The organism is Mycobacterium hainanense, from assembly GCF_041890355.1.
GTDB classification, from domain to species: Bacteria; Actinomycetota; Actinomycetes; order Mycobacteriales; family Mycobacteriaceae; genus Mycobacterium; species Mycobacterium hainanense.
The window spans coordinates 5,351,578-5,369,139 of sequence record NZ_CP169059.1 but is presented as its reverse complement, the minus strand read 5'-3'; the positions used below and the strand labels follow the sequence as shown (position 1 = coordinate 5,369,139).

16 protein-coding genes are annotated in these 17,562 nt (G+C 69.3%); 11 read left to right on the top strand and 5 right to left on the bottom strand.

The features are described from left to right. Positions 1-268 precede the first annotated feature (268 nt). Positions 269-1,705: a condensation domain-containing protein gene (locus ACEL92_RS25325; RefSeq protein WP_374023306.1), complete on the top strand. Its 1,437-nt coding sequence runs from the start codon at positions 269-271 to the stop codon at positions 1,703-1,705. A gap of 2 nt (positions 1,706-1,707) precedes the next feature. Beyond that, on the top strand, positions 1,708-3,057 hold the full coding sequence (locus ACEL92_RS25320) for a hypothetical protein (RefSeq protein WP_374023305.1): 1,350 nt from the start codon (positions 1,708-1,710) through the stop codon (positions 3,055-3,057). A gap of 9 nt (positions 3,058-3,066) precedes the next feature. On the opposite strand, the gene ACEL92_RS25315 is transcribed toward ACEL92_RS25320, so the two are convergent. Next, positions 3,067-3,729, bottom strand: a complete 663-nt coding sequence (locus ACEL92_RS25315; RefSeq protein WP_374023304.1) for a TetR/AcrR family transcriptional regulator — start codon at positions 3,727-3,729, stop codon at positions 3,067-3,069. Between the two features lie 84 nt (positions 3,730-3,813). On the opposite strand from ACEL92_RS25315, the gene ACEL92_RS25310 reads away from it, so the two are divergent. Together ACEL92_RS25310 and ACEL92_RS25305 are read left to right on the top strand one after the other, a co-directional pair. Continuing rightward, the gene (locus tag ACEL92_RS25310) at positions 3,814-4,731 is read left to right on the top strand and encodes an oxygenase MpaB family protein (protein ID WP_374023303.1); all 918 of its coding nucleotides are present in this window, start codon (positions 3,814-3,816) and stop codon (positions 4,729-4,731) included. 91 nt (positions 4,732-4,822) lie between these two features. Continuing rightward, complete coding sequence (locus ACEL92_RS25305; RefSeq protein WP_374023302.1) at positions 4,823-6,400, top strand: PPE domain-containing protein; 1,578 nt, start codon at positions 4,823-4,825, stop codon at positions 6,398-6,400. Between the two features lie 18 nt (positions 6,401-6,418). Here ACEL92_RS25305 and ACEL92_RS25300 read toward each other — a convergent pair whose 3' ends face one another. Continuing rightward, on the bottom strand, positions 6,419-6,895 hold the full coding sequence (locus ACEL92_RS25300; protein WP_374023301.1) for a DUF4333 domain-containing protein: 477 nt from the start codon (positions 6,893-6,895) through the stop codon (positions 6,419-6,421). Positions 6,896-7,264: 369 nt separating this feature from the next. On the opposite strand from ACEL92_RS25300, the gene ACEL92_RS25295 reads away from it, so the two are divergent. Next, positions 7,265-8,398, top strand: coding sequence for an FHA domain-containing protein (locus ACEL92_RS25295; RefSeq protein ID WP_374023300.1), 1,134 nt, complete (start codon positions 7,265-7,267; stop codon positions 8,396-8,398). On the opposite strand, the gene ACEL92_RS25290 is transcribed toward ACEL92_RS25295, so the two are convergent. After that, positions 8,395-8,823, bottom strand: a complete 429-nt coding sequence (locus tag ACEL92_RS25290; RefSeq protein WP_374023299.1) for a hypothetical protein — start codon at positions 8,821-8,823, stop codon at positions 8,395-8,397. The two genes, ACEL92_RS25295 and ACEL92_RS25290, sit on opposite strands and share 4 nt — an antisense overlap. A gap of 41 nt (positions 8,824-8,864) precedes the next feature. After that, positions 8,865-9,623, bottom strand: coding sequence for a sensor domain-containing protein (locus ACEL92_RS25285; protein ID WP_374023298.1), 759 nt, complete (start codon positions 9,621-9,623; stop codon positions 8,865-8,867). Positions 9,624-9,783: 160 nt separating this feature from the next. On the opposite strand from ACEL92_RS25285, the gene ACEL92_RS25280 reads away from it, so the two are divergent. From ACEL92_RS25280 to ACEL92_RS25260, 5 genes are all read left to right on the top strand, one after another. Next, positions 9,784-10,752, top strand: coding sequence for a sensor domain-containing protein (locus ACEL92_RS25280; protein ID WP_374023297.1), 969 nt, complete (start codon positions 9,784-9,786; stop codon positions 10,750-10,752). Positions 10,753-10,780: 28 nt separating this feature from the next. Continuing rightward, positions 10,781-11,002, top strand: a complete 222-nt coding sequence (locus ACEL92_RS25275; RefSeq protein WP_374023296.1) for a hypothetical protein — start codon at positions 10,781-10,783, stop codon at positions 11,000-11,002. A gap of 74 nt (positions 11,003-11,076) precedes the next feature. Then, entirely contained in the window at positions 11,077-12,447 is a 1,371-nt protein-coding gene (locus tag ACEL92_RS25270) for a hypothetical protein (protein ID WP_374023295.1), read from the top strand. Then, positions 12,444-13,652 (top strand): hypothetical protein, encoded by a 1,209-nt coding sequence (locus ACEL92_RS25265; protein WP_374023294.1) that lies wholly within the window; start codon positions 12,444-12,446, stop codon positions 13,650-13,652. The genes ACEL92_RS25270 and ACEL92_RS25265 overlap by 4 nt, the downstream gene beginning before the upstream one ends. A gap of 7 nt (positions 13,653-13,659) precedes the next feature. Next, complete coding sequence (locus ACEL92_RS25260) at positions 13,660-15,672, top strand: serine/threonine-protein kinase (protein WP_374023293.1); 2,013 nt, start codon at positions 13,660-13,662, stop codon at positions 15,670-15,672. A 283-nt stretch (positions 15,673-15,955) separates the two neighbouring features. On the opposite strand, the gene ACEL92_RS25255 is transcribed toward ACEL92_RS25260, so the two are convergent. Next, on the bottom strand, positions 15,956-16,426 hold the full coding sequence (locus tag ACEL92_RS25255) for a DIP1984 family protein (RefSeq protein ID WP_374023291.1): 471 nt from the start codon (positions 16,424-16,426) through the stop codon (positions 15,956-15,958). A 117-nt stretch (positions 16,427-16,543) separates the two neighbouring features. On the opposite strand from ACEL92_RS25255, the gene ACEL92_RS25250 reads away from it, so the two are divergent. Then, positions 16,544-17,440, top strand: a complete 897-nt coding sequence (locus ACEL92_RS25250; protein WP_374023290.1) for a class I SAM-dependent methyltransferase — start codon at positions 16,544-16,546, stop codon at positions 17,438-17,440. Positions 17,441-17,562 lie beyond the last annotated feature (122 nt).

The following is a 17,562-nucleotide window of genomic DNA, read 5'->3' as shown; positions in this document are numbered from 1 at the left end:
AGAAGAATACTGGTGAACCGGCGCCGACACGCGCCAATTGCGAATCTTGGTCAATCCGCGTGAATCACCGCGTTCCTCGACTAACGTCCAATAGCAGCGACACAGGGGGGCAAGCGGCGCCGTAGGTTCAGCCCGACCTACGGAATCACGCCCAAGAATCCCAGCACGATGGTCCAGTTGTGCTACGCGGAAAATCCGTTGCCGCACGGCTTCCCGGCTCCTCCCATGCCGCAGGCAACGTCGGCACCGTAGAACGGGGACTAGGGAGATGGTCGCGCTCGGAAACATCTACGAATGGCAGCCGGCCCAGGGGCCGCTCACCATGTGGACGGCTTCACCTTCCGCATGCCAAGCGGCTCACGCCGCGCGCCGAAGCGATCTGCCTCCGAGTTACCAACAGTGTCAACACCTCTGGGCCGCCCACCATGGCAGGGCAATGAACCGGGCGCTACCCCGTCTGATGATCGTGTCCTGGGACATTCCCGGCGCGTGTGACATCCCGGCGATGACGGCCGCGGTCAACGCGCACGTCCGCCGGCACGACACCTACCACAGCTGGTATGAATTCGATAACGGTGTCATCGTGCGCCGTGTGATCGAGGACCCCGGCGTCATCGACTTCGTTCCGATGTCGTTCGGGCACAGGACAGTCGACCAGGTGCGCAGCCACGTGCTGACCACCACCCCCGGAACGCTCGAATGGGGTTGCTTCACCTACGGCATCGTCCAGCACGCCGACTACTTCACCTTCTACGCGAGCGTGGACCACCTGCACATCGACGGCCTGTCCGCGGGCGTGATCTTCGTCGACATCCACCTGGCCTATCGGGAACTCGTGCAGGGGCAGCGGACGGCCGCGCTTCCGGAGGTCAGAAGCTACCAGGACTACACCACGCGCCAACGCGAGAAGGTCGCCGGGCTGACCCTGTCGTCTTCGGAGATCAAGGACTGGATCGCGTTCGCCCGCGACACCGACGGCGAATGGCCCAGCTTTCCTTTGCCGCTGGGAGACACCTGGACCAACAGCAGGGGCGACCTGGTGACCGTCGATCTGCTGGATGCGGCCGGCACGGAGGCTTTCGACGCCGCGTGCTGCGCGGCCGGCGCCCGGTTCATCGGCGGGGTTCTCGCCTGCATCGCGTTGGCCGAGCGGCAATTGGCCGGCGGCGTCGTCTATCACGGGTTCACGGCCCGGGACACCCGGACACCTGGCATCGACACCATGACGGTGGGTTGGTTCGCCAGTTTGGTCCCGGTCACGGTGCCGACCGCGGGAACCACCTTCGCCGAGGCCGCCCGGGCCGCCCAGAAGTCCTTCGATGCGGCCAAGGACCTCGCCGGTGTTCCGGTCGAGCGACTGCTGGAGTTGGCGACACCCGACGAGCTCGGCATCAAGCTGCCCACCCGGTTGCCGATGATGCTGTCCTTCCTCGACTTTCGCAAGATCCCGCTGGCCGGGTTGTGGGCGGAGACAAATTTCGGCACCTACGGCGACAGCCTGTCCCACGGCGGGATCAACATGTGGATCAACCGCCACGCCGAGAAGACCACGGTGACGATGTCCTTCCCCGACAATGCGACGGCGCGCGACTCCGTGGGCCGTTACATCGCGACGTTAGGCGAAACGTTCGCGCGCGTCGTCGATGCCGGCCGGGGCCAGCGGGGAATCGTCGCGCCGACCAAGAACGACGACGAGGCGGCCTAGCGATGAGCAACCTGCTGGACCTGGCCGACCAGACCCTGTTCCTGGGCGAGCGGGCGACCGCCACCACCAGTGTGTTGCAGGCGATCTGGGTATACGACCGCCCGATCGACGTCGACGGGCTACGCAGCTTCCATCGTCATCTCGGTCGGGGCCGCTTGCGCCGCCGCATCGAACGGTCCCCCCTGCCGTTCGGTCGGCATCGCTGGGTGGCACCTACCGATGCGTCGGACCTCGAGATCGAAGCGACGCCCTGGGCCCGCGATGAAATCGATGCCTGGCTCACCCAGCAGGCGGCTAAGCGGCCGGACGCGGAGCACGGCCCGGGCTGGCACCTGGGGGTGCTCCCGCTGACCGACGGTGGCGCGGCGGTGAGCCTGGTGGTGACCCACTGCCTCACCGACGGAGTCGGGCTGTGCGAGGCGTTGGCGGACGCGGTGTGCGGCCGCGACGAGGCGATGCTCTGGCCCGCGGCCGCTTCGCGGAGCCGGTGGCAGGCGGTGTGGGAGGACGCACGCCAAACCGCGCGGGACACAGCCGATGTCGGCCGCGCCGTCGTTGCGGCGGCACGCATGGCCCGGGCCGGCCGCGACGCCGCGGCGGCCGCGCCGGCCGTCAAGCGGCCCGCGCCGCCCACCGGGCCGGACCAACCCCTCGGCCTGCCCTCGGCGACCATCTTCATCGATGCGGACGAATGGGACGCCCGCGCAACCGCGTTGGGGGGAACCAGTAACGCGCTGCTGGCCGGATTGGCTGCCCATCTCGCCCGGCGCGTGGGCCGGGTTGCCGTGGACGGCAGCGTCAACGTGGGAATGCCCGTCAACGAGCGCACCCCGGGTGACACCCGCGCCAACGCCGTCGTCAACGTCGACATCACGGTCGACCCCACGCCCGCGACCACCGACCTGCGTTCGCTCCGCGCCAGGATCAAGGAGGCGCTGTCCCGCCACGAGGATGAGCCCGACGAGCGCTGGGCGTTGCTGCCGCTCGTTCCCCTGATTCCGCAACGCGTCATGCGCAGACTGATCGGCGTGGTCACCGGCAGTGCCGTCACCGTCGTGTCGTCCAACCTCGGGTCGATGGACCCGGCCGTCAACCGGCCGGACGGCACCGAGGCCGACCGCTTCGCGATGAAGACCGTGTACCCGGGCGTGACCACCGCGACCATGTACCGCACCAACGGCGCGCTGGCGCTGCTGTCGGGCAGGGTGCACGGCCGGGTCTTCGTCTCGTTCCTGGCCTACGAGCTGGGCCGGCATAATTCCGAAGCCCAGTTGCGGCAGCACATTTCGAGCGTCCTGGGCGACTTCTCGCTTACCGCCAGCGCGGGGTGGCGCAGCACCTGCCCGGTGTGAGGCCGCGCGTCAGGAGTCCGCGCGCGACTCGGTGAGCCGGTAGAGGTTGGGCTCGGCGAGCTCGTCGAGCAGGGCGGCCAGGTGATCGACGAGCTGCTCCGGGTCGAGGCGGACGTCGCCGGCGAGCCAGGCGCTGATGGTCTGCCCGACGCCGCCGACCACGAAGTGCGCCGCGGCCTTGATGCGGTCATTGGCCGGCACTCGCAGCATGTCTCCGACGTGCTGGCCTGACAGCATCGCGAACAGCGCACTGGATTCGGCGCGCTTGCGCACGATCACCGGGTCAGCCAGTTGCGTGCTGAACAGCAGGCGTCCGAGGCGGGCGTCGTCGGCGATGGTGCGCACGATGTTGGCCATCCCCGCGCGCGTCTGCTCGTGCGCCGGCACCGCCGCCACCGCGGCCTGGGTGGTGGCGGCGAGCTCGGCGACTACCGAGTCGAATACGGCGGCCACGAATTCGTCCTTGTCGGCGAAGCTTTCATAGAAGTACCGGGCCGCCAGGCCGGCCTGGCGGCACACGCCGCGGACCGTGACCGCGGAGATGTTCTGCTGCTCCGCCCCGAGGAGCTCCAGGCCCGCGGCCAGCAGCCGCTTGCGGCGGGTGGCCAGGCGCTGCGTCGCCTCGACGCCGCGGTACGGCCGCGCGCCCGAGGTCGCGTTCATGCCAACCATCTTGACACCGACCCGAGGCCACGACAATATCGGGAAACGAGCGTTCGCACATTTCCGGGCGGCGCCGCGGTGAGGGGTCTGGCCATGGCAATACACGAGGCTGTTCACGAACCGCCTCCGCACGTCGAGCGCCCCGTCGCCGATGCCCCGCGGCGATCTCCCGCCCGGCGGGGCCGGCGTCGGCGGGCGTTGGGCATCGACGAGGGGTTGATGGGAGTCGCGCTGTTGGCCGGCCCGGCCAATGTGATCATGCAGCTGGCGCGCCCCGGTGTCGGCTACGGCGTCATGGAAAGCAGGGTCGAAAGCGGCCGGATCGACCTGCATCCGATCAAGCGGGCGCGGACCACGTTCACCTATCTGGCCGTGGCGACCGGCGGCAGCGACGCCCAGAAGGACGCCTTTCGCCGCGCGGTGAACCGGGCCCACGCGCAGGTGTACTCCACGCCCGAAAGTCCGGTGCAGTACAACGCTTTCGACCCCGCCCTGCAGCTGTGGGTGGGAGCCTGCCTGTACAAGGGCGGGGTGGACATCTATCGGATGTTCATCGGCGAGCTGGAGGGCGAGAACGCCGACCGCCATTACCGCGAAGGCATGGCGCTGGCCACCACGTTGCAGGTGCCAACGGAGATGTGGCCGCCGGACCGCGCGGCGTTCGACCGGTATTGGCACGAGTCGCTGGCCGAAGTTCATATCGACGACGCCGTGCGTGAGTACCTTTATCCGATCGCCGCGAGCCGGATTCCGGGGTTGACGCTGCCGCGCCGCCTGCAGCGCGCCTCCGACAGCCTCGCTCTGCTGATCACCACTGGCTTCTTGCCGCAGCGGTTCCGTGACGAGATGCGGCTGCCCTGGGACGCCACCACGCAACGGCGGTTCGACCGGCTCATCGGGGTGCTCGCGCTGGTGAACCGGTGCTTGCCGCGGTTCATTCGGCGGTTTCCGTTCAACGTGCTGCTGGCCGACGTCGACCGCCGGATCAGGACGGGGCGTCCGTTGGTCTAGCGAGGCCGACCAACTCACCTGAGTTGATAACGGCAATCATTTTCATTAAGCTCTCCTCTGCCTGGTAAGACCTCCAGCCCGAGGAGTACCTATGACGGCGCCCATCTGGATGGCCTCGCCACCGGAAGTGCACTCCGCCTTGCTCAGCAGCGGCCCCGGTCCGGCGTCGCTGCTTGCGGCGGCGGGGGCATGGTCGGAACTGAGCACCGAATACGCTTCGGCCGCAGCGCAACTCAGCGGCATTCTGGCCGCGACGCAGGCCGGTTCGTGGGAGGGCCCAAGCGCGGAGTCGTATGTCGCGGCGCATGCGCCCTACCTGGCATGGCTGACGCAGGCCAGCGCGCACAGCGCGGTGGCCGCCGCCCAACACGAGACGGCCGCGGTCGCCTACACCGCGGCCCTGGCGGCCATGCCGACGCTGCCGGAACTCGCCACCAACCACGTCGTGCACGGGGCGCTGGTAGCGACGAATTTCTTTGGCATCAATACGGTTCCGATCGCGATCAACGAGGCCGATTACGCGCGGATGTGGGTTCAGGCGGCCACCACCATGACCACCTACCAAGCGGTGTCCACCGCCGCGGTGCAGTCCACGCCGCAGACCGACCCAGCGCCGCAGATAGTGAAATCCGATGCCAGCGCCCAAGATTCGGGCGGCGACGTACACGACCCCACGATCGACAACCCGCTCGACGACTTCATCGCCAACATCCTGAAAAACCTCGGCATCAACTGGGACCCCGCGCAGGGCACCGTCAACGGCTTGCCCTACGACGCCTATACGAACGCGGGAGACCCGATGTTCTGGGTGGTTCGGGCGCTGGAACTGCTCGAGGATTTCCAGCAGTTCGGCTATTACTTGGTGCATAATCCGGCGCTGGCGTTCCAGTACATCGTCCAACTCATGCTGTTCGACTGGCCGACGCACATCCTCGAAATCTTCACCAGCCAGCCGGAATTGCTGGCCCCTGCGCTCCTGCTGGCGGCCGCGCCCTTCGGCGCCGTCGGCGGCTTCGCCGGGTTGGCGGGGCTGGCGGGCATGCCATCACCCGCCGTCGCGCCGGCGCCGCTGCCGGCGGCCGCGCCACCACCCGGCCCGACGCCCGCCGTCGCGATCGCACCGTCCACCGCCGCGCCCGCGCCGGCTCCCGCCTCCGCCCCGGCGTCCGCACCCGCTCCCACCGCGACCACGGTCTCCAGCTCCGCGCCGCCCGCCCCACCACCGCCACACGCCGCGGGTTTCGCGCCGCCCTACGCCATCGCCCCGCCGGGCATCGGGTTCGGCTCGGGGATGAGCGCCGGTGCCAGCTCCAGCGCCAAAAGGAAGGCGCCGGAACCGGATAGCGCGGCCGCCGCGGCGGCCGCGGCGGCACGCGAACAGGCCAGGGCGCGACGGCGCAGGCGTGCGACGCGGCACGACTACGGCGACGAATTCGCGGACATGAACGTCGACGTCGATCCCGACTGGGGAGCCCCGGATGGCGATCCGTCGGCGACCGTATCGGAGAGCGGGTCCGGAAGGCTGGGGTTCGCAGGCGCCGGCCGCCGCGAGACGACCGCCGCGGCAACGGGATTGGCCACCCTGGACGATGACGAGTTTGGCGGCGGCCCAAGGATTCCCATGTTGCCGGGGGGCTGGGACGCCGACGGCGGCGGCGACGCGCGGTAACGCCCGCGAGGATCGGCGCTAGACCTTGGTGCCCTTCGGGGCGCTGACTTCATAGCTGCCCGAGTCGTCGGTGAAGGTGACCACGAACTCGTGCTTGAGGTGGTCGATGGTCACCTGGCAGCTGAAGGTGCCCCCCTTGGTGACGGTCGGGTTTTGTCCGTCGTTGCAGGAGACGTCGCTGACGTTCCTCGCTCCGTAACCAGCCGGGTCGGACAGGACGTGCGCGACGCCGGCCTGGACGGCGGCGACGTCGAGTTGCCTGGTGACAAGAAATCCCGGCGTTAAGAAACCGGCGATGGCCGCCAGGGCAGCGGCCACACTGGCTGCCGCGCCCAGGTAGAGCGGCAGGCGCGTGCGGCGCGGCGCTGCACCGGCGGGAGGGAAGGCGGTCGGCGTCCACAGGTTCGCACCGAGGGGCTGCTGCGGTTGGGGCAGGGGCCCCTGCTGCGGGACCCCAGCGAGGGGCAGCCGCTGGTGGAAGCGAGCGGGCGGCATCGGTTGGAGGCTGTGCCGTGGCGTCACGGGTTGCTGCGGCTGCATCGAGGGGCCCCTCTCCGTATCTGGCGGCGGAACGCGCGCCACTGCTTGAACTGTAAACGAAGCGTCAGCGTAATGCAACGGTTTTAAACGGTGCGTCGCGGTGTCCTGGAGAGGCGGCAGAAGAGCGCAAGCCGACCTGCTTGACCAGCGAAGACACTCCGCAGCGCAACGCGAACAGCGTGGCAGGCGCGCCTGGAGTCAGCGACACCGGTCCGCACGGGTGGATTTACCGAGACGGGTGCACGCCGATCGGATGTAGCATGCAGCAGTGGTGCACCGAGTCATACCGCAGCAGTGGGGCGCCCACTCAACCGAGGAGCGATTGTGGCTTTCGATCAACCGACGACCGCGCTCACCGTGCGGATCGGCCAGTCGACGCGCACGCTGGCGCCCGGGGCGGGCGTCGCCGTCATCGGCCGCGACCCGGGGGCCACGATAGAGGTGGACGACGACCGGATCTCGCGGTCGCACGTGCGGCTCGAGCCGCACCGCGACGGCTGGCAGGCCTTCGACACCAGCACCAACGGGCTGTTCGTCGACGGCGTACGCCGCAGCTCGGTTCTGGTTACCGGCGCCACCACCATCTGTCTCGGGGCGCCCGACGGGGTGGCGGTGACCCTCACCCCACAACGCCGATCGGACGCACCGCTCGAAGAGTCGACACAGGTCATGCGTCCCTTCGACGCCGAGGACGAACAATGGTGGGACAACGAAAGCGACCCCGGTGTCATCCGCGCGGGCAGCGCGGTCGCCGAGCGCCGTCAGCAGCTGGGGATCTCCCAGCGCAGCCTGGACCGCGACGGCATCATCAACGCGGGCGCTCTGATCAACTTCGAGAAGGGCCGCAGCTGGCCGCGGCGCGCCACGCTGGAGAAGCTGGAGAAGGTGCTGGACTGGCCCACCGGCCACATCACCCGCATCCGGCGGGGCGGGGCTCCGCCGCCCGCCGGCGGTCCCGTCCAAACCGGCCGGCCCGTTGCGGGCGGCGGCGACGAGGCAACCGAGTCGTTCACCGACTCGGTTCAGGCGCCGCTGATGGCCGAGACGGTGGAACTGGCCATGCACACCCTCCTCGCCGCCATCGCCGAATTGCCCGACCCCGGCCATCCCGACTTCAGCCCCAAGGCCACCAAAACCCTTGCTGACCTACGCCGGCTGGAGCGGCTGGCGTCGAGTGCCGCGCGCAATGCCAAAGGCAGCCCGTCGGTCATCCTGGCGTTGAGCGGCGTGCGGCGCAGCTACAACGAGTTGATGATGCGCGCGGCGCGCTCGCCGGCGGCCACCCTAGGCCAGCGGCTCTATGGCGCCCGCCACCGGGCGGAGCTGAGTCTCGAGGAGGCGGCCAACGGCGCCGGGTTGCCGGTATCCGTCCTCGAAGACGCCGAAGCCGAGCGCCCCATCGCTCCCGAGGCCGCACGGGCCATCGAGAACCTCATCGCCCAGCTGACGATCAGCTAACGCGCCGCCGGCGGTGCGGGGGAGTGGACCCAGGGCGGCGCGGCGGGGGCGGTGTACGCCCGCGCGGCGGCCTGGCGCCGCAAATGCTTTCGCGCATTGTGGTTTTCGAGCAAGGTAACCCAGTTCCAGATCAGTACGGAGGCCACGCTCCACCACCCGGCCAGCAGGTTGTGCAGCAGGGCGTTGTCCAGCGCGGCCTCGCACTGGGCCAGCGTCCCGGTGACCGTGTACGTCTGGTTGAACATCAGAATCACCGCGCCGGTGTGTTTCCTGACCCGCACCGCGAAGAGCGGCTGGTCGCCGGGCGGGGGCGGCGGCGGATAGCCGGGCCGCGAGGCGCAGTGCGCCGGCGGATAGGGATGCGGGTACACGTGCGGTCGGGGGTGGCCGTAAGGATGCCGGTAGTCGGGGTGCGGGGTGGACATGATTCCTCCATAAGGGGGGGATTGGGTGTGCGACGGGTGCGTCACGCTTGGGAGATCACGGCGGTCGTCTTGGCGACGATGTCGCTGGCCTGGGTGGTGGTGTCGAACCCGCACCACAGCGTGTCAACGATGACGTTGTTGACCAGCCCGATCGCGCGCTGGCAGGTGGAGCCGCGGCCACTGGGCTGGGTTTGCAGGATGGCCAAGGTGTCGTCAGTGGCCGACAGCTCGCCGAGATCCCAGGTGGTGGGGGCGTGACCGGGCGCGGTGACGACGATGGAGCGGTTGGCGCAGCCGGACCAGCGTGCTTTTGATTGGCCGAAGAATTGCCGGGCCGAATCGGCGTCACGAAAGCCGATCAGGACCTGCATGAGCGCGTGCTCGCGCACAACCGGTGAGGCGTCGTCGAGTATCTGCCCTTGCAGCGCCGTCCAGTTGCTGCCTCGGTACGCGGTGGCTTCGGCGGGCGCGTAGGCGTCCACGCAGCTGGGGTTGGAGACCAGCTCGTCGTCGTGCCACATCCGCGAGACCGGCTTACGTACCGCCATGCCGGTGGTATGCGCGATCGTGTTGACGTCGCTCTCCTTGAGCAGCAGATCGGCAAGGTGCTGGGGCAGGACTGCCGGCGGTTGCCAGCGGCCCAGGTCCGCGGCGGCCGCCGGGTGCCCGGTCGTGGTCGCGGTGCACCCGGTCAGGAGGAGGACCAGGCAGATGGTCGCAAGGAGGACCCAGCGAGCAGCGGGGGCCAGGCGCGGCCCGCGCCTCGGTTCGGCGTGGTGTTGTAGCGATGCAGTGCTCATCGGGCCCTCCTGCCAGATCGTCCGGGTATGGCGGAACGCTAGCAATAAAAACGGAGCAGTGCAACGGTTAGAAACATTGCGCTACGCCTGCCGCTGTGTTTCAATTCGAGGCATGCCGCGGGGACAGCCCGCGCAGTCACCTCATTCCAAAGGACGTCCCATGTCGAATCACCCGCACCCGCCGATGGCCCACATGACTCCGCCAGCCCCCGGCGAGGAGGTCACCGCCGTCTTGTCCCGCCAGCCGTTCGGGATCGCGGGCCCACCACCAATGCCGCGAATTCCGCCGATGCTGCCGGTGCCGCCGCGAACACTCACCTGGGCCCCGGGGCCCGGCTACCCGCCGGCGTTCGCCGCCGCGCCCCGGCGACGCTGGCCCACCTGGGCGCAGATCGCGGTGGGGGCCGCGGTCGTGGTCACTCTGGCCGCCGCGGGGTTGGCGATCAACGTGGCCGCCAGCCCGGATGACGCGGCGAATTCGACGGCGATGCCGGCGTCGACGACGTCCGCGGCGCCGGTCGGTCCGGGTCCGGCGCCGGAGGCGCCCACCGTGCCGTTGTCGGCGCTGCCCGGCCTGCTGCTGGACGTCGCGACCATCAACAGCATCGAGGGCGCCACTGACATCGCACCGGCGCCCGACTCGGGCAACGACAACACCGCCTACAGCGGGCTGACGACCGACCGGCCCGAATGCGGCGAGATCCAGGCGCCCGCCCTGGAGTCGGAACTCGACGGCAGCGGCTGGATCGGGGTTCGTACGCAGTCCCTGCAGGACCGCGACGGCTCCCGGCACCTCAACCACAGCGCCGCCATCTACTTCGCCACCGCCAAGGCGGCCAACGACTTTGCCGCCAAACAGGCCCAGGCGTGGCCGAAGTGCAACGGCGCCAGTCTGCACCTGACCACCCGGCGGGAGCCGACCAGCGTCTGGCTAGCGGGCACCGCCAGCAACCGCGACGGCGTGCTCAGCATCACCAACACCCAGGAGGGCGCTGGAGGCTGGCAGTGCCAGCGGGCCCTGGCGGCGCGCAACAACATCGTCATCGACGTACGCAGCTGCGGCGAGAACCGCACCGACCAAGCGATCACCATCGCCACGCGGATGGCCGAGCGCGTCACCACCGGCTGAACGCCTCACTCGCCGCGAAGGAGGGATCATGATCAAAATGCGCCTCGTTCCCAACGTCGTGCGCATCCACGCCCTGAACGCACACTCGACGCCATCGGTTCACACTCGACGCGCCTCCGTCACGACGTCCGTGCAGGCCGCCCTCGCGCGGGTAACGCCATCGGCGCCCGCCGCCGGGCCCGAGCGCGGGCGGCGCCGCCTCGGCGATGACGGGCAAAATCGGCGAACGATTCTGCTGCGCTGGTGGTAGCGACTACCATTCTGCTGGTCTGGTCGGGATCGCCGCGGGTGGCCCGCAGTGGGCGCCGAAACGAGGGGATAGGGATGGGGGATCGGCACGCGCCGCGTATCCGCTCCCCGCGGATCCTCCATCTGCCCGGCGCCGCCCGGGACGACGTCGGGGCCGAATTGCGCCGAATCCGTGCGGCCCAGAATCCGATTGGCGCCCGGCCGCGATCGCCGTCGTTGCTGATCGCCGCGACTGCCGCGGTGACCGTGCTGGGCAGCGGCTGTTCGACGGTGGTCACCGGCAGTGCCGTCAAGTCCGGCGGTCCGGCGCCACCGGCGGCCAACGTGGCGCTGCTCGACCCCGGCAACTATCCGCGCCGGCCGCGGCCGCCACTGGGCACCGTCGCCGACGACGCGGCCGGGCGCCGGGTCGAAGCCCAGCGGATGGCGGACATGGTGGCGGGCCCCTGGCAGGTCGACGGGATGCTGAGCAGCCCGCTGAGCGCCGAAATCGCCCCCACCACAGCGCTTCCCGAAGCGGGGCGGCTTTCGGCGTTGGTGCGTGGTGATTCGATCGCCGCGATCGCCGCCGCCCATCACTTCGTGGCCGGCTTCGTCAGTGGGCGCGTCACCCCGCCGCCCCCACCCGGCCAGCCCCCGACGGACAAACCCAAGGTCCTCGACAACGGGGTCTTCCGTTTCCCGGGCCCTCAGGACGCCACCGACGCGGCTGCGGCGATGGCCGCCGCCGACATGGCCACCATCCGGCCGGGCAACATCCCGGCCACCCGCCTGCCCATCCCGCACTATCCCGACACGGTGGCGAACGTGGCGCCGTTGTCGGGCGGCTTCGAAGCCGAAGCGTTCACCGCTCACGGCCCCTATGTGTTCTTCCAGTTCGCCGGCTCCAAAGAGAGCGCCGGCGCCACCGCCGACATGATCGCCAAAACCCTTGACCTGCAAAGCCCGATGGCCGACCACTTCCAGGCCACCCCGGTGGACCAGCTGGCCGCCCTGCCCGCCGACCCGACCGGACTGCTGGCCCGCACGGTGCCCGCCACCGACCCGAGCGTCAACCAGGCCGCGGTCTATCCACCGCACGGCGTGCTGCATTTCCGGCCCGACCCGGTGGCCACCCAGGCGATGTTCACCGACGCCGGCATCGGTCACGTCGCCGTGGACCGCACCACCGTCTACGAGGCCGTCGATGCCACCGGCGCCCAGCGGGCGGCCGACGGGCTCACCCGCATCGACGTTCCCTTCCTGGGCTACCACCCCGCCCCCGGCATCAACGGGCTGCCCTCGGCGCGCTGCTTCGACCGCGGGCCCGATATCACCGACTTGGGCGCGGTGCGCTTCCTGTGCTTGGCGACCGCCGACCGCTACGCGTTCAAAGTCACTGCCGCCCAGGAGGTCGAGGCACATCAGATCGTCGCGGCCCAATACCTGATGTTGACCGCGCCATGACGCGCCGCGCCCGCTTGTGGGTCTTCGCCGTCGCGGCCGCGGCGTTGACGGTCGCCTGCAGTTCGACCATCGCGGGAACCGCCGTCAGGGCCCCGGGGGCGGACAGTTCCGACGGTGTCGACCCCGCGCTGCTCGATGCCGGGAACTTCCCCACCACCCCGCGCGATCCGCTGGGCACCGCCGGTGACGCGCTGCGCGGCGGCTGGGCCGAGGGACGGCGCCTGGCCGGCGCCGTCGTCGGTCCCTGGGAGGTCGACCGCGACCTGACCGAGTACGCCCAAATCGATTCCGGCGTGGTCAAAGACACCGACGCGGTCAACGCGCTGCTGGGCATCCCGATGGGCGACGCGCTGAGCGGCCATAACTTGCTGGCCGGGTTCTCCAGCTCGCGTCACACCGGAAAAGGCCCCTACAAGGGTCTGCTCAACATCGTGTTGGAGCTGTCCAGTCCGGCCGACGCGACCGCAGCGGCCGCCGACATGACCGCCAAAGGCGCTACCCTGACGATGCCGTTCGACAGCAAACCGCTTCCCACGCAGCCCTTTTCGATTCCCCGTCATCCCGGGACGGCCGCGCTGAGCTTCCGGTGGACCGAGCAGTATCCCGCCCCCGGCGGCCCGCGCTTCTCGGTGACCGCCCTGAGCGCCCACGGCCAATACCTACTCGCCCAGACGGCGACGTCGTCCGACACCGCCGATCTCGCAGCGCAATTGATCGCCACCACACTGGATCTGCAGGAGCCGCTGATCGACGCGTTCAAGCCCACTCCGCCGGATCGGATGGCCCAGCTGCCGCTGGATCCCGACGGGCTGATGGCGCGCACCGTACCGCCCCGGCGGGAGAACGAGTCGATCAACGACGGCATCTATGACGCACACGGGGCGCTACACCTGGAGACCGACGACCCGGTGCGCCTGCAGGCATTGTTCAAGTCCGCCAACGTGCAAGAGGTCGCCTACGTCCTGGAGACCAGGGTCTATCAGACCCCCGACGCCGGGGCGGCGGCGCGCATCGTCGCCGACACGACCGGGCCGCACCAAGTCGGGGGGATTACCGGCATGCCCAAGGCGAAATGCTTCAACGAGGCGTTGGGCTACTGGTGTGTGGCGCGCGCGGATCGATACGCCTACGAGATGCAGAACGAACAAGAGAATGCCTTACACCAGATGATGGCCGCCCAATATCGCCTGCTCACCGGGAAATGAGCGCCTGATGCCACTCGCCGTCGGAACGGTCATCGCCGGATACCGCATCGAAGGTGTGCTCGGCTCCGGTGGGATGGGCACGGTGTACCTGGCCCGCCACCCGACGCTGCCCCGCAGCGATGCGTTGAAGATCTTGTCGGCCGAGCTGTCTGTGGACCACCAATTCAGGGTGCGGTTCACCCGCGAGGCCGACCTGGCCGCCACCTTGAACCATCCGAACATCGTGCGGGTCTACAACCGCGGTGAGACCGACGACGGACACCTGTGGATCGCCATGGAGTACGTGGAGGGAACCGCAGCCAACGACCTGGGCCGTGCCAATCTCACCCGGACCCGCATCGTGCGCATCGTTACCGATGTCGCCGCCGCGCTCGACTACGCGCACTCCCGGCGGGTGCTGCACCGCGACATCAAGCCCGGAAACTTTCTGGTCTCTGCGCCGGGCAGCGACCATGAACGAGTTTTGTTGGCCGACTTCGGCATTGCCCGCGCCCTGGACGACGCCACCACACTGACCGCCACGGGCTCGATGGTCGGCACCGCCGCCTACGCCGCGCCGGAAACCATCGAGGGCCGGGCGGCCGACCCCCGCAGCGACATCTACTCGCTGGGATGCGCCCTATTCCGGCTGCTGACCAGCCGCACCCCCTACGAGGACAACTCGCTGCCGGCCATGTTGGCCGGACACCTGATGCGGCCCGCCCCGCGCGCCACCGACATCAATCCGGCCCTGCCCCGCGAGATCGACGACGTGATCGCCCGGGCGCTGGCCAAGGATCCCGCGGAGCGTTTCCAAACCGCCGGCGCGCTGGCGGCCGCCACCGTGGCCGCGTTGACCGGCAACCCGGCGCCCATGACGCCCCCCGGCCCCACCGGGGCACCGACGAGCAACCAGACCAATCCCACGGTGACCTATCCACCAACCCTGCCGACGGGAGCGGCGCCGGCGCCTGGGTGGCCCGCGTACGATCCCCGCGGGGCGGCCGGGCCCCCGCACCACGCGGCGGCCCACCAATTCACCGGCATGCCCGCCTCGATTGGGGCGTCGCCAAAAGGTAAGCGGCGCAAACGCACTCGCCGCGTCGCTGCGGCGGCCGTCGTGGTCGCGGTGCTGGCTGCCGCCACCGTCGTGGGCATTCACCTGTTCGGCCGCAGCGGCGGCGGCCTGGGTCCCTATGAACCACAAACGCTGACGACGAAATTCGGCACCGTCAAGCTTGCGAAACGCCCGACGGCGATCGCGGCGCTCGGGCCCGGCGATCCCGATGCCGTCCTGTCGCTGGGCGCTCAGCCCGTCCTGATGAATGCGGCCAACGCAACCGTGCCGAATTGGCTGCAGCCACTGCTGCATTCGTCCCCGCCGGTGTTCGCCGCCGCCGACACCGCGGCGATCACCGCCGCCAAGCCCGACCTCATCATCGACACCGGCGACATCGACCAACCCACCTACAACGCGCTGGCGGCAATCGCGCCCACTCTCGCTCAACCCGCCGACAACACCCAGGGCTGGACGTGGCAGACGCAGCTGAATTGGATCGCCACCGCCCTCGGCCGCACCGACACAGCCAAAACCCTTGTGGGCAAGGCGCAATCCGAGCAGAACACCATCCGCTCCGAGCACGGCGCCTTTTCCGGCAAGTCGATCGTGGTGGTCAACTACACCGGCACGGCCACGACCGCCGCCGCAACCCCGTCACCGCCGAGCGGCTACCTGGAAAGCATCGGCTTCACCTACAACACCCATTACAAGCGCAGCCCCGGCGGTCCGGCGGAGGTCCCGTTCGACATCAACGAGGTTGACTACTCCGCCCGCAGCGACGTCATGCTGTTGCTCCGCACCGATCCGGCTGCCGGCGGCGGGGGATACGCCGGCCTGCCCGCCCGATACGGCAGTTTCGGCGGCACCCTGGTCATCGTCGACGACCCCGCCACCATCGCCGCGCTCAACTCCGGCGGCCCAGCCGCCACCAGCTACCTCAACACGGCGTTGGTCACTAAGCTGGCCAACCAGATCCACTGACGAGTGAAAACCGGACGTCGCGACTTGCCGGCGATAGACAGCGGCTGACTGCTTCGAACCGCTCGGGTGTGTGCCCCATGCCCGCCCTCGTCGTCACGGATCCGCACGCGGTGATGTGCTGTGCGCTGTGCCCCGTCACCTGTGCGCAATGCTGGGCTGCGGTGTGAGTTGGGGAGTCGAACCCCCTGCACTGCCCTTCGTGCGCCAGGAGAGACCGGACTTGGCCCGCCGGTCAGGGCTCGTGCGCGCTCCCGCGACGATTACCTGCTACACCCGGGAACCTTTACTCCAACAGGTCTACCTCCCAGTTCGATCGCTGGATCCGCACGTCGAGCTCGCGAAGCTCGCGAGCCACCTGGTCGGCTTGGGCACGCACATCGGCAACAGTCAAGGCGGACAACATCTTTAGCTCGGAACGCAGTTGCCGCGAGTAGCCCTGCTGCGTGCTCCCGGCAGCCGCGTCAGCGGCGCTCTTGAGAACGTGGTGACGCCAACGCAGCGCATCCCGGCGCGCCAGGGCGTCGGTCAGCGTGCCGTCAGCGCCGATCGTCGTCGCTGCGTTCGTGCGGTTGATGCGCCTGATCAAGACTTCGTAGTCACCCAGCACGCCCTCGACTTCGGCGAGCAGCGCCGCCGCGTCTTCGGCGGGTTCTTCGCCCTCCTGGTAGCGGGCATTGCTGACAATGCGCGTGCGCAATTGTTCGATGCGCCGCAGCGCATCGGCCCGCAGTGACAATGCCTCGGCCAACTTCACAATGTTCCCTCCCGTGGTGGCGCAATGCCTAAACAGGATAGGTCCGAAAGGGGCTCCTCAGCGGCGGCGGGCGGCGCCCCCGCCACCAATTGGCCGACCGCCGGTACTGTCGAATTCGTGCGTAGTGAAGGCGATACCTGGGACATCACAACAAGTGTCGGTTCGACGGCCTTATTCGTGGCGACCGCGCGAGCGCTCGAGGCGCAGAAGCCGGACCCGCTGGCTGTCGACCCATATGCGGAGCTGTTCTGTCGTGCCGTGGGCGGGCAGGCGGCCGACGTCCTCGACGGCAAGCTCCCCGACCACCAGCTCAAGACCCCGGATTGGGGCGCGTATTTCGTCGACTTCCAGGGCGCCCGCACCAAATACTTCGACGACTACTTCCGCCGCGCCGCCGGCGCGGGCGTGCGCCAGGTGGTCATCCTGGCCGCCGGACTGGACTCGCGGGCCTACCGGCTGGACTGGCCGGCCGGGACGACGATCTTCGAGCTGGATCAACCCCAGGTCCTCGACTTCAAGCGCGATGTGCTCTCCCGCCACGGCGCCCAACCCAAGGCCGAACGCCGCGAGATCGCGGTGGACCTGCGCGACGACTGGCCGCAGGCCCTGCGCGACAGCGGGTTCGATCCCGCGAAGCCGTCGGCGTGGATAGCCGAAGGCCTGCTCATCTACCTCCCGGCCGCCGCGGAGGAGCAGCTGTTCACCGGCATCGACAACCTGGCGGGCCCCGGCAGCCACGTCGCGGTCGAGGACGGCGCCCCGCTCGACCAGGACGACTTCGAGGCGAGACGCGAGGCGGAACGCGCCGACGGTGCAGAGCGGCCCTTTTATCAGCTGGTCTACAACGAGCGGGTGGCGCCGGCCACCGAATGGTTCGGCGACCGGGGCTGGACCGCCGTCGGCACCCCGCTGGCCGACTTCCTGCGCCAAAACGGCAGGCCGGTGCCCGGACCCGACACCGATGCCGGGTCGATGATCTCGCGTAACACCCTGATGAGCGCCGTCAAAGCCTGACTCTCCGCGGCCGAGCCTCGCCCCGGACCACATCGGTCTCTCGGGTCCGCCTGCCGTTGTCGACGCGCTGACATACTGAGACGGTGTCGACGCCAAAGTCCGGCTTCAGGCTGCGCGTCGGG